Below are 13679 nucleotides of genomic sequence, written 5' to 3'. Positions count from 1 at the left end.
TGTTAAATTCCAAAGAAAACTGTACGATTTGCTTCGCTAATTTTCGGTTGTAGTCGGTCATCCATCGTCTTTCCTTTTGACCTATGCGCTTTAGGGCTCGCAGAGCCTTCTTCTTACCTAAGGACTGGCGCAGGGAACGGAAATGTCGACGTATATAACCCACTTGTTTACCGGAAAAGAATTGGCGTTTGCCTGACTGGGGTTCACTGACTACAGCGATTGCTTTTAGTCCAAGATCGATTCCGATCTCCGTTTGAGGTTCATACGCACTTATCTGCCACTCGCAAGACACCTCTACAGGGATGGCTGCATACCAGGCTGAGCCTTTTCGGAGAAGCTGCATGGTGCCTCGGAAGGAGCGATTCACATCTCTACGATCTTGTTTCTCAAAGTATGGAAAGTAGGTCCGAACGATATCATTTTCAACGACTGGAACATAGACCTTGCCGGCATTGCTTGTGAAGCCGATATACCATCGATCATTATTTTGGCGTGTATCCCAGTTTTGATTATTGATGGAAAGGGGGAGAGAAGATTTGAAAACAGGAATACGCCTGCTTCTCCCTTTTTTAAAGTCTGAAACGGCCTTGTTCGCACGGCGTATGGCCTCATTTTTAATGGCTGACTTTAAGGGGAACGGAACTTTAGCCGAAGAAAGTTTCTCTCCTTCTCGAATACGTTCCACACACCAGTTTATACACTGTGCGTATTGCTGTTGATCCGTTTGCCACCCGGCTCTCTTCTTTTTGCTTGGATTTTTCAATCGAACGAGAATGCTAATCACCGACAATATCGCTCACTTCCCTCATTTGAAACATAAGATCGTACAATACAATTATAACGAACATATGTTCTTATTTCAAGTGATTAAACATTTTAAGATATTCGATAACAAGCGAGAAGTCGCCACTCTCATCCCGTCATTGAAATAACGGGCGTTCCCTTGGCGCATTCGTAAATTAGGCATTCGTCTCAATCAACAAAGGCCTAGAGCACATACACTGATCTCGGTAAAGGATTCTTTTACTGGGAGGAAAATTTCATGAATTATATCGTGCAGCCCGGCGATACGCTGTGGTCTATCGCATCGAGATTCGGAACGACCGTGCAAGCGATCATGCAGGCGAACGGCCTGACCAATCCTAATTTCATATATGCCGGATTAAGGCTGTACATCCCTGTACCCGGTCCGCCGCCGTTTCCACCTGGTCCGCCTGGTCCACCGTTCCCGCCTGCCCCGCCGCTGCCGCCTGGCCCGGATAATATAGACCGCAGGGTCACGCGTTTGGAGCGCCAAGTAGAGCGTCTTTCCAATGAAGTCGACCGCCTTCGCAGGCGCGTAGAACGTCTGGAACAAGGCTAGTCAGAATTAAAGATCCTTCATTACCCCCTGAAAATAATTCCCGCCCTCGTATAGTGTTAGTGCAGCTGCAGCTACTACAATCATACAAAGGCGGGAATCAGGATGAAGCAAAACGGTTCTATGAAAACAAAACACTTTAACGTGCTTACGAAATGCGCTTTGTTAACAACACTTGTATTCAGTACGACAGGCAGCGTACTCGTTTCTGCGGATAATAAACTCGAAACGACACAAGAGACGACAACAACTGCTGTAACGGATGCAGCAACAACTTCTGCAATGGAGACAACAACGACTGATGCAACGGATGCAGCAGCGAGCTCAGAGGTTACTGAAACGGAAACGAAAGAACCAAGCTTATTGCCAGGGGACTTCTTCTATTTTATAAAAACGATCTATGAAAATATTAGACTGCTCGTGACGACTGACAATATTAAAGAGGCCAAGCTGTATGCCGAATTCGCCCAAGAGCGTTTGTCGGAAGCTAACGCCCTGTACAAGGCCGGGGAAACGGAAAAAGCGCAAGAGCTTCTTCAGAAGTCTTTGGAAAATCAGCAGCAGGCGTTAAAAATCGCTGCAGACGACTCTAAGGTGGAGTATGAGAAGGCTGCGGACGACACTACGGTCGAGGATGAGAAGGCTGCAGACGACTCTGCGGTAGAGGATGAGAAGGCTGCAGACGACTCTGCGGTAGAGGATGAGAAAGCTGCGGACGACTCCAAGGTGGAGGATGAGAAGGCTGCAGACGACTCCAAGGTGGAGGATGAGAAAGAGGAGCAGGATGCTGATCTAACGGTAAAATCCGATCTGCAGCACAATATTATTGCTCTGACTGCCGCTCTTGAGAATAAGAAAAATCCGCAAGCCCAACAGTCTCTTTTGAAAAATATTATTAAAGCGTTCGGCCATTTGGAGAAGAAGCTTGCCAAGCTGGAGAAAAAAGCCGAGAAGAAAACAGAATCGCCGGCTCCAACCGACGAGGCTACGGCTTCTGAGACAACTGAGCAGACTGAGCAAGCTGAGACTACTGAAGCAGTCGAGACCGCTGATCCGGTTGTTCAACCGGCTCCGACATCCGATGTAAGCTCGGACGAGGATGAAGCTAAAGCCGTTCAAGCAGGCGCTTCTGACCGTGCAGAAAAGAAAGCAGCAAAAGAATTAACTAAAAATACAAAGCCGGAAAAAGCTGAGCAGCACGTTAATAAGGAAAAGACTGAAAAAGAAAAGAATGAAAAAGAAAAGACTGAAAAAACCGAAAAGGTTCATCCGTCTGCCGGTGAAAAAAAGAATTCTCAAAATAAAGGGAATTCCGATAAAAATCAAGGCAACAACGACAAGTAAGGGACTAGCTCAAAAGATCAATTGTCAGTTTTACCTCTCTTCTTAGAAAAAATTTACCTACCAAAAAGGACCTCATCTTCCGCTTCTCAGTGGAGATTGAGGTCCTTTACTTTTCACGCTTAACTTACAAACTCATCGCTTTGCCTCTATGGTCGATGAATAACGCATCCGCAGGCGCTTCCGTTTTTCTCTCGATCAAATCGAGGATGCCCTTCGCCGACTCGCGCGCGTCGCCGGGCGCCCGCTCCCCGCCCATATCGGTTTTGATCCAGCCCGGATGGACGGCATGCACGAGAATGCCCGCCGGAGCAAGCTCACGCCGAAGCTGCGCCGAGAACATATTAAGCGCCGATTTGGATAGGGCATACGAATAATCCCCGCCGTAAGCGCCCGAGAAGCTTCCGGCCTCCGAGCTGATGTTGATTACGCTTTGCCGTTCTCCCCTGCGCAGCAGCGGCAGGAAATGTTTAAGTACGGCCATCGGACCGTACAAATTCGTTTGGAACGTTTCCTCCATTTGTCCGAAATCCAGCTGCTCCAGCTTTTGGTCGCGTCCCCGCAGTATCGCTGCGCTGTTAATGACCGCATCCAGGCTGCCGATCCGGCTTGACGCTTGCTCATAAGCGTAGCGTACCGAATTTTCGTCGGTGACATCCAGCGGCAGAACCGTCACCTGTTCGGGAAATTGCTCCACAAGCTGCTGCAGGCCGTCCGCCGACGAGCCGGGTCCCCTTACACCCGCCAGAACTTTATGCCCCCGCGAGCAGGCTTCCTCCGCCAGTGCCAGCCCTAATCCGCGGTTCGCCCCTGTAATCAGTATAAGCATGCTTCCTCTTCCTCCTATCGGTTATCATTCCCTGCTATTTATCGTTTTCGAGCAGCTCCAGCATAACCTTAAGCTGCTTGAACGTATCCATATAAGCATAACGGCCGCCTGTGTATTCGCCTTTCTGGATAAGCGGCATGCCTCTGTCCTCCATCAATGCCACCTTCTCCTTCATGCCGTCCACCACAAAAGCGATATGATGAGGGCCCTCCCCGTGCCTGTCAAGATGCTCCCTCCATGTGCTAGGATGCTCATCCGGCTCGATCAGCTCCAGCTGCAGCGAGCCCATGTCGAAGAAGGCCAGTTTAGCGCGGGCAACCGTCGACTCGCCGTTATACTCCGTTTGAGCCTTATCTACCGTATCCGTCCAGAACCAGGCAGGCTTATCGACGCCGAAAAAATCGGCATACGCCTGCGAGGTTTCTTCAATATCATTAACCAAAAGACCGATTTGCGTGATCGTTCGCGTTCCCAGCACGTTGTTTGCCATCGATATCGTCTCCTTAGGCCCGTTAGCGGGTATCGTATAAGTTCCGTCGTACCGAAATAAGAGATTCATGCAGGTACATAAGCATCAAGCGGATATTATAGAATTGCGTCAATCGTTGCCGCGGTTCTATTCCCGCATCCCTCCCTCCAGGCTTGAAAGCATCGGAATCGTTAACACGCGTTAACACTCTTGAACTATGTACGGCTGCAGCTTAAGAGAGCTGCTGAAGAAGCGCTTTCACACAAGCGGCTTCAGTGAACGCGCGTTCATGAGATCATGTTACCAACGAAAACACCGGCTGTCAATCGCAAAAGCTGCGTCAAAAATAGCCGGCTTTTTTGGGCCTCCCTCTACTAATAAACGTATAAAGCAGTATGTAATCTCTCCAGATAAAATCCGATCTGCAATCAAAAAAGCAGCCTTCAAGCCGATGCCTGAAACCTGCTTTTAAAGAACCCTACATTGCCTTACTTGACGCTGCTATCTCATTTCCTTATGGACGTTTACCCGCTTCCATCAGCTCATCTGCCGCCTTAGGAAAAGCATCCCCGAGCAAGCTCCAGTCCTGCTCCAGCTCGCCGTCCGTAAGCAGGCAGCCGTCAAGGGCCTCCGTCAGCTGCCCCCGATCCATCTCTATGCCGATGAACACGACCTTGTTTATCCGGTCTCCATAACGCTCATGCCAGGCTTCAGCCAGCTCGGGGGTTTCCTGCAGCAGCGCCTCCCGCTCCGCCTCCGGCAGTGCAGCGGCCCAAAGCCCCGCAGGTCCGAACTGAATGGACGGCCCGGCTTGGCTTAAGGTCTGAGCGTAATCATTACGACTAGCAAGCCAAACAATGCCTTTGGCGCGGACAATTTCCTCCGGCCAATTTTCCATCCATGCCATGAGCCGCTCCGGATGAAACGGCTTCGCCCGCTCATAAACGAAGGAGGCAATCCCGTACTCCTCGGTTTCCGGCGTATGGGCAGGAGCTTCCATTTCCCTGATCCAACCCGCCGAGCGGCTCGCTGCTTCGAAATCGAACAACGAAGTGTTCAAAATTTCCTTCGGATCGATCCGCCCTCTCGACGTGCGTATGAATTTGGCGCGCGGCTGCAGCGTTCGGAGTACGCCCTCAAGCTCCGCCAACTCCTCCTCGGCAACCAGATCGCATTTATTCAGCAGCAGCACGTCGCAAAACTCGATCTGATCGATCAGCAAATCCGCCACCTCGCGTGTATCGTCCGTCCCGACGGCCTGCCGGCGGTCAAGAAGCGTCTCGCCCGACGCATAGTCATGCCAGAAGCGGTAAGCGTCCACCACGGTAACCATGCAGTCCAGCCTGCAAAATTGCGATAGATCGATGCCCTGATCCTCGTCTATGTATGTAAAGGTCTGCGCGACCGGCACCGGCTCCCCGACTCCCGTCGACTCGATCAGGATATAATCGAAGCGGTTTTCCTTCGCCAGCTTTTCCACTTCCTTCAGCAGGTCCTCTCTAAGCGTGCAGCAGATGCAGCCGTTCGACATTTCCACCAGCTTCTCCTCTGTCCTGGAAAGCCCGCCGCCATCCTGAATGAGGCCCGCATCGATATTAAGCTCGCTCAAATCATTTACGATTACGGCCACCTTTAAACCGTCTTTATTGTTCAAAACATGATTCATGACCGTTGTTTTGCCGGCTCCCAAATAGCCGCTCAGCACGGTTACCGGAATTTTGTTCTCTTTCATTTGCGACACCTCTGTCCTTATTTAAAATCTCAAAACGTAATAATTACGATTAATACAGAAAAACAAAAACGCCATTTAACATAAATCGTAATAGTTACGTTTAAAGGAAGTATAACAAGCCTTTCCCGCTTCGTCAATGTCTTACAAATTTAAAAAGGCGCCCCGCAAAGGAGCGCCCCATCTAATCCAATTGCTTCTATTGTCCAAACGCCAATCCGCTACTCCACCTTCGCCGCATGCTTCTGCGCAAGCAGCGACAGCTCCGCCGCTTTGAACGTATGCTCCTGCGTCATTGCGTTTTCCGTTCCGTCCAGGCAGTCCAGAATCAGCTGTCCGAAGTACGGATAGCCGACCTTGCCGCGCAGCTTCATATGCTGCTCGCCGTCGGCATTCACCAAATACAGCTGATCGCCCTCCTGCTCGCGGGCAATGTCGATATACTTGCGCAGCTCGATATATCCCTCCGTGCCCAGAATAAGCATACGTCCGTCGCCCCAGGTACCGAGACCCGACGGAGTCAGCCAGTCCACCCGGAAGTAACCCGTCGCCCCATTCTCTCCGACCAGCGTCATATCGCCGAAATCCTCGAGCTCTGGATAATCCTTGTTCGCGTAATTGGCAACCTTGCTGTTTACGACCGTGGCATTCGTATTGCCTGTGAAATACAGAAACTGCTCGACTTGATGAGAGCCGATATCGCACAGGATGCCGCCGTATTTCTCTTTCTCGAAAAACCATTCCGGCCTTGCCGGAGCATTCAGCCTGTGCGGACCGAGGCCCATCACCTGCACGACGCGACCGATCGCTCCCTGCTCGATCAGCTGCCCGGCGAATATCGCGCTTTCCACATGCAGCCGCTCGCTGTAATAGACCGCATATTTTTTGCCGGTTTCCGCGTACGCCCTGCGAGCTTCCTCCAGCTGCTCGAGCGTCGTGAACGGCGCCTTGTCCGTAAAATAATGTTTTCCGCTGCGCATCACGCGGACGCCAAGCGGCCCGCGCAGCGACGTGATGGCCGCAGCCGCGACCAGCTGCACCTCGGGGTCGCCAAGCACCTGCTCCAGCGACTCCGCCGCCTGTACCTGCGGATACTTCTCTACGAATGCTTCCACCTTCGCCGGATCGGGATCATAAACCCATTTCAAGGTTGCTCCCGCTTCAACCAGGCCATTGCACATTCCGTAGATATGACCGTGATCAAGGCTGACTGCGGCAATGACGAACTGGTCGTCCTCCACCACTTTGTTCGGCTTGCCCTTCGGCGCATATTTCATTCCGTCCGCATTGCTCATTTCGTTACAGCCTCCTTTTGATACGTCGAGCTTTCGATCCGTTTCTGCAATTGCTCATAGAATAGATCTTCGTCGATCGGCAGATCCACCCAGTTATCCGTCCAGGTGGACAGCAGCATCGCGTTGGAGAGCATGAGCCCCTTAATGCCTTCCTCGCCCGGAGCGATCAGAGGTTCGTTATGCAGGATCGCATTCACGAAGTTTTGCGTAATGCCTTTATGATCCTGATACGTGCCTTTCACCGGAATTTCGATTTTCCAGCATTCCGGCGATCCGAAGCCGCCTTTGAAGTTCCGGTTGAACTCCGGCTCCGGCGTGCGAAGTCTATAGAACGTAAGCGAATCGTTCTCGATGACGATTTTTCCGTTATCGCCGCTGATTTCCAGTCGATTCGTGCCAGGTGCCTCGCCGGTCGACGTAACGAATACGCCGGTTGCGCCGTTCTCATACTCGACGAATGCCGTAACGTCATCCTCGACTTCAATATTCCGATGTTTGCCAAAATAGCAGAACGCCCGTACGCGCTTCGGCATCATGCTGATCGTCCACTGCCACAGATCCAGCTGATGCGGATCCTGGTTTAGCAGTACGCCGCCGCCTTCGCCGGCCCAGGTCGCGCGCCAGGTGCCCGAATCGTAATAGCTTTGCGAACGGTACCAGTTCGTAATAATCCAGTTCGTCCGTCTTACCTCGCCCAGCTCTCCGGAATCGATCAGCTCCTTCAGCTTCACGTAAAGCGGGTTCGTCCGCTGGTTGTACATCATGCTGAACTTGACGCTCGCTTTCGCTCCCGCCTCGTTCATTTCGCGCACCTGCTTCGTATAGACGCCAGCCGGCTTTTCACATAATACATGCAGGCCGCGTTCGAAGGCGGCGATCGCCAGCTCCGGGTGGGAATAGTGCGGAGTCGCGATCAGAACCGCGTCGATTAATCCGGAATCCATCATTTCAAGCGGACTCGTGAATAAGCCGACTTGCTCGCCGAGCTTTTCCTTCGCCCATTGCAAACTGTCCGCCACGCTGTCGCTGACCGCTGTGACGACGACGCCGCTAACCTCTCCCTTAGCCAGATAACCGATGTGCCCCTTGCCCATGTTGCCGAGTCCAATAATGCCCAAACGAACGGTTTGCATCTTACATTTCGCCCCTTTTATGCATAATGACAATCAACTTTATTGTAAACGCTAGCATGTTAATATCGTACCACCAGGCAGCCTTTCAGGCTTCATCCGCGTTAACCTGTTTGCGCTTTTATTTGACTGTGGTTGGTGTATAATGAAGGGGATTGAAAGAAGGGAGTGCGGGTCATGCCCACGCGACACGTCATCGATTCGCCGTTTACGATCGGCACGAGCTCGTCCTATTTATCCCAAATTCCATATCACAGCCATTCCCATTACGAAATTTATTATTTCCGCAGCGGCAAAGCCAACTATATTATTAACGACCGGATCCATGTACTGGAGCCGGGCGACCTTATCGTGATGCATGGAATGACGCTGCACCGCGCCTATGTCGATCCCAGCGTTCCGTACCACCGGACAACGATTCATTTCGACCCCGTTTATTTCAAGCAATTGATTCAGCCCGCTTATGCGGACGATCTTCTGCTGCCTTTCGAGAAGCTGCAGAACGTAAGGCTTCAGCTGCGCGGCGACCGGAAGCTGGAGGCGGAAGCGTCACTGGAGAAGCTGGAGAAGCTGTACATGGAGAACGACCCGTTCTCGAAGCAGCGGGCTCATGCTCTTCTTCTCGACTTCATGATCTTGCTGAACCAGCTGTGCGAGCAGCCGCTCAAGGAGAAAATCTCCTTTCCGTCCTCCAAGGAGCATCATGTGCAAACGGTTATTTCCTACATCGACATGCATTTTAACGAGGAGATCACGCTCGAAGGCATTCAGGACGAACTGCATTTGAGCAAATACTATTTGGCCAAAACGTTTAAAGAAGTGACCGGCACAACGATTTTTCAGTTTCTCATGCAGCGGCGCGTTTATCAGGCCAAAATCGAGCTGCTCGATTCCAGCCGGCCGATTACGGAAATCGGCTACGATGTCGGCTTCAAGCATCCTTCCCATTTCAGCCGTACCTTTAAGCTCCAGACCGGATATACTCCCGAGCAATACCGCAAGCGCCAGCGGCTTGATACCTAGAATCCAATGTGCAAGTCATGTACCCTCTTCCACAAAAAAACGGCGGGAGCCGTTGACCCATTTAGTTGATAAGCGTATTATTGTTATAACAACTAAATTAGAAATGCAGGTGAATCGTATGGAATTAAACGACTCGGTCGGCTACTTGATCAGCAATACGGGCCGGAGGCTTAACCAGCGGCTTGGGCAGCTCTTTCAGGAGTACGACATTACGCCGGAGCAATGGTCGGTGCTCGTCTCCCTGGATGAACAGGACGGCATCAGCCACAAGGATCTGGCTCAACGAACGGAGAAGGACCCCGCCAACATTACCCGCCTGCTCGATCAGCTGGAGCGCAAACAGCTCGTACGGCGCGCCGTCAATCCGAATGACCGCAGGTCGCAGCTGCTCTACGTCAGCGATCAGGGAAGAAACATGGCGCGCACGCTGGCTCCGATTGAAGCAGCGTTCGTCAATCATCTGTTAACGGACGTGTCCGAAGACGAAATCGATGCGTTCAAACGTTTTATCGCCAAAATCAACCGCAACGCGCTGCAATTTCCGTAAGATCGAGCCGCGGCACCAATTTCATCGAGAGGGGAACATCAGAGTGAATCAACGGACGACATTATGGAGCGCGAGCTTCATCAAAATTTGTTTAAGCAGCTTTTTTCTGTTTTTTGCTTTCTATATGCTGGCTACGGCCCTTTCGACTTATGTGACGAACGATCTACATGGCACGAATACACAAGCAGGCTTGGCCATGACCGTATTTATCATCGCGGCCGTTCTGCTTCGTCCATTCGCCGGACAGCTTATGGGCAGCTTCGGGGAACGAAAGATCGTTACGATCTCCTTGCTTCTTTATTTATTGTTTTCCTTCGCTTATTTCGGAGTATTCGGCTATGCGGCGCTGCTGCTCGTCCGCTTCCTGCACGGAGGTTCGTTTGCCGTTGCGACGACCGCTACGAATACGGCTGCAATCGGCATTATGCCTGAAAGCCGCAAAGGCGAAGGAATCAGCTACTTCAGCTTGTTTATGAGCCTTGCGATGGTCATCGGGCCGTTCGCCGGCTTAACGATTACGACGGAATGGGGCTTCACGGCAATGTTCGTGCTGTGTGCAGCCTGCTCGCTGCTTGCCTTTCTTCTTGGCGTCTCGGCTAAAACTCCATCCAGCAGACAAGTGGAACATGACGCCCGGCCAAAACTCGCAAAACCCGCGGCAAAGCTCAGTTGGCGCGAGCTTATCGAACGCAAAGCGGTGCCGATCGCCCTGAGCGGCTTTGTCGTTGCGTTTGCGTACAGCGGATTGGTGACGTTCATGTCGGTATATGCGCATGAACAGGCCATTGATCAATACGCGAGCTATTTCTTTGTCTGCTTCGGCGTTATGATCGTACTGCCGAGGCCCATTATCGGCAGGCTGCTCGACCGCGTTTCGGAACATCTGATCGTATATCCGAGTATCGCGGTGTTCGCGGCCGGCATGCTGCTGCTCAGCCAGGCGGATACGCCGGCCCTGCTGCTGGTATCGGGAGCCGTCATCGGGCTCGGCTATGGCGCGCTGCTGCCTTGCTTTCAGACGATTGCCGTATTGGCTGCTCCTGCGGAGCGGCGAGGACTGGCTACGGCAACCTTTTACCTGCTGTTCGATTTGGGCTACGGTATCGGCTCTTATTCGCTCGGCGCGCTGGCCTCCGGGTACGGCTACAATGTGATGTATATGCTTTGCGCCGCCATTATCGCTCTGTCTTCGGTCATTTATTTTGTGTTGCACCATAGACGGAAACGGCTGGCTGTCGCCGCCGGCGAACCGTCCGTCCTGTCTGCTTCTTGATCCATGTCAAAGATTAGTTTGCTCCGATACGGGCAGCTTTATTTCAACGACAGTCCCATGACCGGGGTGGCTGCTTATGTGAAGGGTGCCCCGGTGAGCTTCGATAATGCGCGTACTGATCATGAGCCCGAGTCCCGTTCCCTTCTCCTTCGTGGTTACAAACGGCTCACCGATCTTCTTGATCAGCTCCTCCGGTATGCCGGGTCCCATGTCGTGTATCGAAATGAGAATTTCCCCGTCATCCGTCATCTCCGCCGCGATCGTCAGCTCACCGCCTTCCGGCATCGCTTCGATCCCGTTTTTGATGACGTTCAAGAACACCTGCTTTAACTGGTTTTCGTTGCAGTGCACATACGGCAGCTGCACTTCGTGCCGGAAATGAATCGTGACGTTCATCAAGATGGCCTGAGTTTCTAAAATATTAATGACGCTTTGCAGAATCGGCTCCAGATGAGCGGAATTAAATTCGGCAAAATGCGGCTTCGCAAGCGTCATAAACTCGTTGACGATGAGCGCGATTCGATCGATTTCATTGGCCATAATCTCAAAATAATGCTCCTGCTCCGGATATTTGTTCCTGAGAAGCTGCGTGAAGCCCTTCAGCGCGGTAAGCGGATTGCGGATTTCATGCGCCACTCCCGCAGCCAGCTGGCCGATGACCGACAGCTTCTCGGAGCGGACAAGCATTTCCTCCGCCCGCTTCCGTTCAGTCAAATCACGGATAACGCTCAGCATAACATCCTTGCCCAAATAGTTGTTGATCCGGATGCTTGAAATCTCCACATCCAGCAGCCCCCCGTCGGGACAGACGATGACCCTTTCCTGATACGGCGTCGGCTCCTCCGATCTCATCACATGCCGCATCGCCTGAATCGTATCTTCATGATAACTGACATGGATAAATTCAAATACGCTTTTTCCGATCACTTCGGATGCTTCTATGGCGCCAACCATTTGCATAGCCAGTTTATTCGCATAAACGATCACCCCGGCATCGCTGATGATGATCGGCTCGGGCACGAATTTAATCATTTTTTGATAGAGCTTGGCGCTGTCCCGCAGCACGCGCTCCTGTTCATGCTTAAACGTAACATCCTGCACAGTGCCAAGCAGCGACAAATGTCCGTCGAACATAATGAGCGTGCTGTTGCCCTCCAAATAGAGCGAGCTTCCGTCCTTGCGGATTCCTTTGCATTTAAACGAAAACTGCTTCATTCCGCTCAACATCGAATTAATGATGCCTTTATGGATGATTTTAAAGTCGGTCTCATCCAGCAGCTTGTTAGGCGATAGCTTCAACATTTCCTCAACCGAATAACCGTACATTTCGGCCAAATAGGGATTCGCGTATACGATACTGCTGCCATGGATGACGAATACGCCCGCGACTACGCTTTCGACGAGGCTTTTGTACAAATGGTTCTTTTCGTCAAGCGTAGCCTCCATTTTCTTCCTGTCGGTAATGTCGCGGATAATCAGCTGTACGGCGGACCTGCCGTCATATTTGACTGCAACCGCTCTCATTTCAATATCTACGGTATCTCCGCAACTTTTGACCAGCTTATTATATATGTAGTCAGCCGGCTGCGAACTCTTCAACAAATACTGAATATGAGCCGGCAAATCCTTGGAATAGCTTGGGTGCACATAACGGTAAAACGATTGGCCGAGCATCTCCTCTTGCCGATGGACCCCTACCAGCTTCAAAGCGGAAGCGTTGGCGAAAGCGATCCGATCATCAATAAGAACGATTAAGGCATCGGGCAGCAATTGAACAAGATGCTGGTACCTTTCCTCGCTTTCCTTTAATTGTACTTCGTTACGGTCTACTTTCATCCAGTTCCCACCTCATTCGTACAATCGCTCCCTTTTTATTTTCAACGCGCTTCCCCGTCTTCCTGCATCATTATACGCTTTTATAGCAAAAAAACCATATAATCGCCAAAAGAATAATCGTTTAGCGACATACGGTTTGTAATTATTGACATTTATTTGAATTTATTCGTTCTTTATTCCCATTCGGCGTCCCAAGCATACTGGAAGCCTTTATTCGCGGAATACTGCGGCTTCGGCTGCTCCCGCTTTGTCTTGAAGGCATACTCCGTACCTAGAAACTGGGCAAAATGTTTGCTTTCCTGCCTCCGGATTTTCCGCGCTTCCTTGCGCTCGGGAGCCGTTTCGTTCAGCAACCGCTCCTCCGCCGTCTCCGGAATAACGCCCGGCACCTCAGCCGGCTTGCCGTCTTCGCCAAGCGCAACAAAAGTAAGAAACGACGTAGCGCACACCTTGCGTACACCCGTGAGCAGATCCTCCGTCACGACGCGGACAAATACCTCCATCGACGTTTTGTGGGACCAGGTCACGAATGCAGCCAAGCTGACGCCATCGTCTTTCTTGACGGGATGAAGGAAGTCGACGGAATCCGTAGACGCGGTTACGACGGGAAGGCGGGCGTGCTTCGTTGCGGCCATTGTCGCTACGTCATCGATATAAGCCATCAATTTCCCGCCGAAAATCGTACCGTGATGATTCGTATCCGGCGGCAGCACGATGGAGTCTTTTATGGTAAGAGAGTCCGAAGCGGCTCTTGCTTTTATTGGAAGTACGGACATTTTTTCTTGCAGCATGTTAACACCTTTTTTCTTGATAGATTTATAGATTTATAACATCGATTAGTTTACAC

At 51.5% G+C, this 13679-nt stretch carries 13 protein-coding genes; 5 read left to right on the top strand and 8 right to left on the bottom strand.

The genetic code is table 11. The features are described from left to right. Positions 1-790 (bottom strand): hypothetical protein (locus tag KP806_RS20915; RefSeq protein WP_224725683.1); only part of this gene is annotated, 790 nt, incomplete at its 3' end. A 252-nt stretch (positions 791-1042) separates the two neighbouring features. Here KP806_RS20915 and KP806_RS27865 point away from each other — a divergent pair. Both KP806_RS27865 and KP806_RS20905 read left to right on the top strand, forming a co-directional pair. Further along, complete coding sequence (locus KP806_RS27865) at positions 1043-1363, top strand: LysM peptidoglycan-binding domain-containing protein (protein WP_318153735.1); 321 nt, start codon at positions 1043-1045, stop codon at positions 1361-1363. Positions 1364-1465: 102 nt separating this feature from the next. Next, positions 1466-2704, top strand: coding sequence for a DUF5667 domain-containing protein (locus KP806_RS20905; protein WP_224725682.1), 1239 nt, complete (start codon positions 1466-1468; stop codon positions 2702-2704). 124 nt (positions 2705-2828) lie between these two features. Here KP806_RS20905 and KP806_RS20900 read toward each other — a convergent pair whose 3' ends face one another. From KP806_RS20900 to KP806_RS20880, 5 genes are all read right to left on the bottom strand, one after another. Continuing rightward, a complete protein-coding gene (locus KP806_RS20900) occupies positions 2829-3530 on the bottom strand; it encodes an SDR family oxidoreductase (protein WP_224725681.1) in 702 nt (233 codons plus the stop codon). A gap of 34 nt (positions 3531-3564) precedes the next feature. Beyond that, entirely contained in the window at positions 3565-4020 is a 456-nt protein-coding gene (locus KP806_RS20895; protein ID WP_224725680.1) for a VOC family protein, read from the bottom strand. Between the two features lie 493 nt (positions 4021-4513). Beyond that, positions 4514-5731, bottom strand: a complete 1218-nt coding sequence (locus KP806_RS20890; RefSeq protein WP_224725679.1) for a GTP-binding protein — start codon at positions 5729-5731, stop codon at positions 4514-4516. Between the two features lie 218 nt (positions 5732-5949). Beyond that, the gene (locus KP806_RS20885; RefSeq protein ID WP_224725678.1) at positions 5950-7023 is read right to left on the bottom strand and encodes a Gfo/Idh/MocA family protein; all 1074 of its coding nucleotides are present in this window, start codon (positions 7021-7023) and stop codon (positions 5950-5952) included. After that, a complete protein-coding gene (locus tag KP806_RS20880; RefSeq protein ID WP_224725677.1) occupies positions 7020-8156 on the bottom strand; it encodes a Gfo/Idh/MocA family protein in 1137 nt (378 codons plus the stop codon). The genes KP806_RS20885 and KP806_RS20880 overlap by 4 nt, the downstream gene beginning before the upstream one ends. A gap of 174 nt (positions 8157-8330) precedes the next feature. Here KP806_RS20880 and KP806_RS20875 point away from each other — a divergent pair, with 174 nt between their 5' ends. The 3 genes from KP806_RS20875 (at position 8331) to KP806_RS20865 (ending at position 10996) form a co-directional block, all read left to right on the top strand. Continuing rightward, positions 8331-9176: a helix-turn-helix transcriptional regulator gene (locus KP806_RS20875; RefSeq protein ID WP_224725676.1), complete on the top strand. Its 846-nt coding sequence runs from the start codon at positions 8331-8333 to the stop codon at positions 9174-9176. A gap of 118 nt (positions 9177-9294) precedes the next feature. Continuing rightward, on the top strand, positions 9295-9723 hold the full coding sequence (locus KP806_RS20870; protein ID WP_224725675.1) for a MarR family winged helix-turn-helix transcriptional regulator: 429 nt from the start codon (positions 9295-9297) through the stop codon (positions 9721-9723). A 43-nt stretch (positions 9724-9766) separates the two neighbouring features. Then, complete coding sequence (locus tag KP806_RS20865; RefSeq protein WP_224725674.1) at positions 9767-10996, top strand: MFS transporter; 1230 nt, start codon at positions 9767-9769, stop codon at positions 10994-10996. A gap of 6 nt (positions 10997-11002) precedes the next feature. Here the strand turns inward: KP806_RS20865 and KP806_RS20860 are convergent, their stop codons facing one another. Both KP806_RS20860 and KP806_RS20855 read right to left on the bottom strand, forming a co-directional pair. Beyond that, positions 11003-12832 carry a PAS domain S-box protein gene (locus tag KP806_RS20860; protein ID WP_224725673.1) on the bottom strand — a complete coding sequence of 610 codons (1830 nt, stop codon included), beginning with the start codon at positions 12830-12832 and terminating at the stop codon, positions 11003-11005. A gap of 173 nt (positions 12833-13005) precedes the next feature. Then, positions 13006-13623 (bottom strand): acyl-CoA thioesterase, encoded by a 618-nt coding sequence (locus KP806_RS20855; RefSeq protein ID WP_224725672.1) that lies wholly within the window; start codon positions 13621-13623, stop codon positions 13006-13008. Positions 13624-13679 lie beyond the last annotated feature (56 nt).

It is taken from the genome of Paenibacillus vietnamensis, assembly GCF_020169515.1.
Taxonomy (GTDB): domain Bacteria; phylum Bacillota; class Bacilli; order Paenibacillales; family Paenibacillaceae; genus Pristimantibacillus; species Pristimantibacillus vietnamensis.
Note: the sequence above shows the minus strand (reverse complement) of the source record. Positions and strands in the feature narration are given on the sequence as shown.

What these genes read in the sequence shown, in the direction of transcription:
- KP806_RS27865 (WP_318153735.1), top strand. Translation starts at nt 1,043, where the DNA reads ATGAATTATATCGTGCAGCCCGGCGATACGCTGTGGTCTATCGCATCG.
- KP806_RS20905 (WP_224725682.1), top strand. Translation starts at nt 1,466, where the DNA reads ATGAAGCAAAACGGTTCTATGAAAACAAAACACTTTAACGTGCTTACG.
- KP806_RS20900 (WP_224725681.1), bottom strand. Translation starts at nt 3,530, where the DNA reads ATGCTTATACTGATTACAGGGGCGAACCGCGGATTAGGGCTGGCACTG.
- KP806_RS20895 (WP_224725680.1), bottom strand. Translation starts at nt 4,020, where the DNA reads ATGGCAAACAACGTGCTGGGAACGCGAACGATCACGCAAATCGGTCTT.
- KP806_RS20890 (WP_224725679.1), bottom strand. Translation starts at nt 5,731, where the DNA reads ATGAAAGAGAACAAAATTCCGGTAACCGTGCTGAGCGGCTATTTGGGA.
- KP806_RS20885 (WP_224725678.1), bottom strand. Translation starts at nt 7,023, where the DNA reads ATGAGCAATGCGGACGGAATGAAATATGCGCCGAAGGGCAAGCCGAAC.
- KP806_RS20880 (WP_224725677.1), bottom strand. Translation starts at nt 8,156, where the DNA reads ATGCAAACCGTTCGTTTGGGCATTATTGGACTCGGCAACATGGGCAAG.
- KP806_RS20875 (WP_224725676.1), top strand. Translation starts at nt 8,331, where the DNA reads ATGCCCACGCGACACGTCATCGATTCGCCGTTTACGATCGGCACGAGC.
- KP806_RS20870 (WP_224725675.1), top strand. Translation starts at nt 9,295, where the DNA reads ATGGAATTAAACGACTCGGTCGGCTACTTGATCAGCAATACGGGCCGG.
- KP806_RS20860 (WP_224725673.1), bottom strand. Translation starts at nt 12,832, where the DNA reads ATGAAAGTAGACCGTAACGAAGTACAATTAAAGGAAAGCGAGGAAAGG.
- KP806_RS20855 (WP_224725672.1), bottom strand. Translation starts at nt 13,623, where the DNA reads ATGCTGCAAGAAAAAATGTCCGTACTTCCAATAAAAGCAAGAGCCGCT.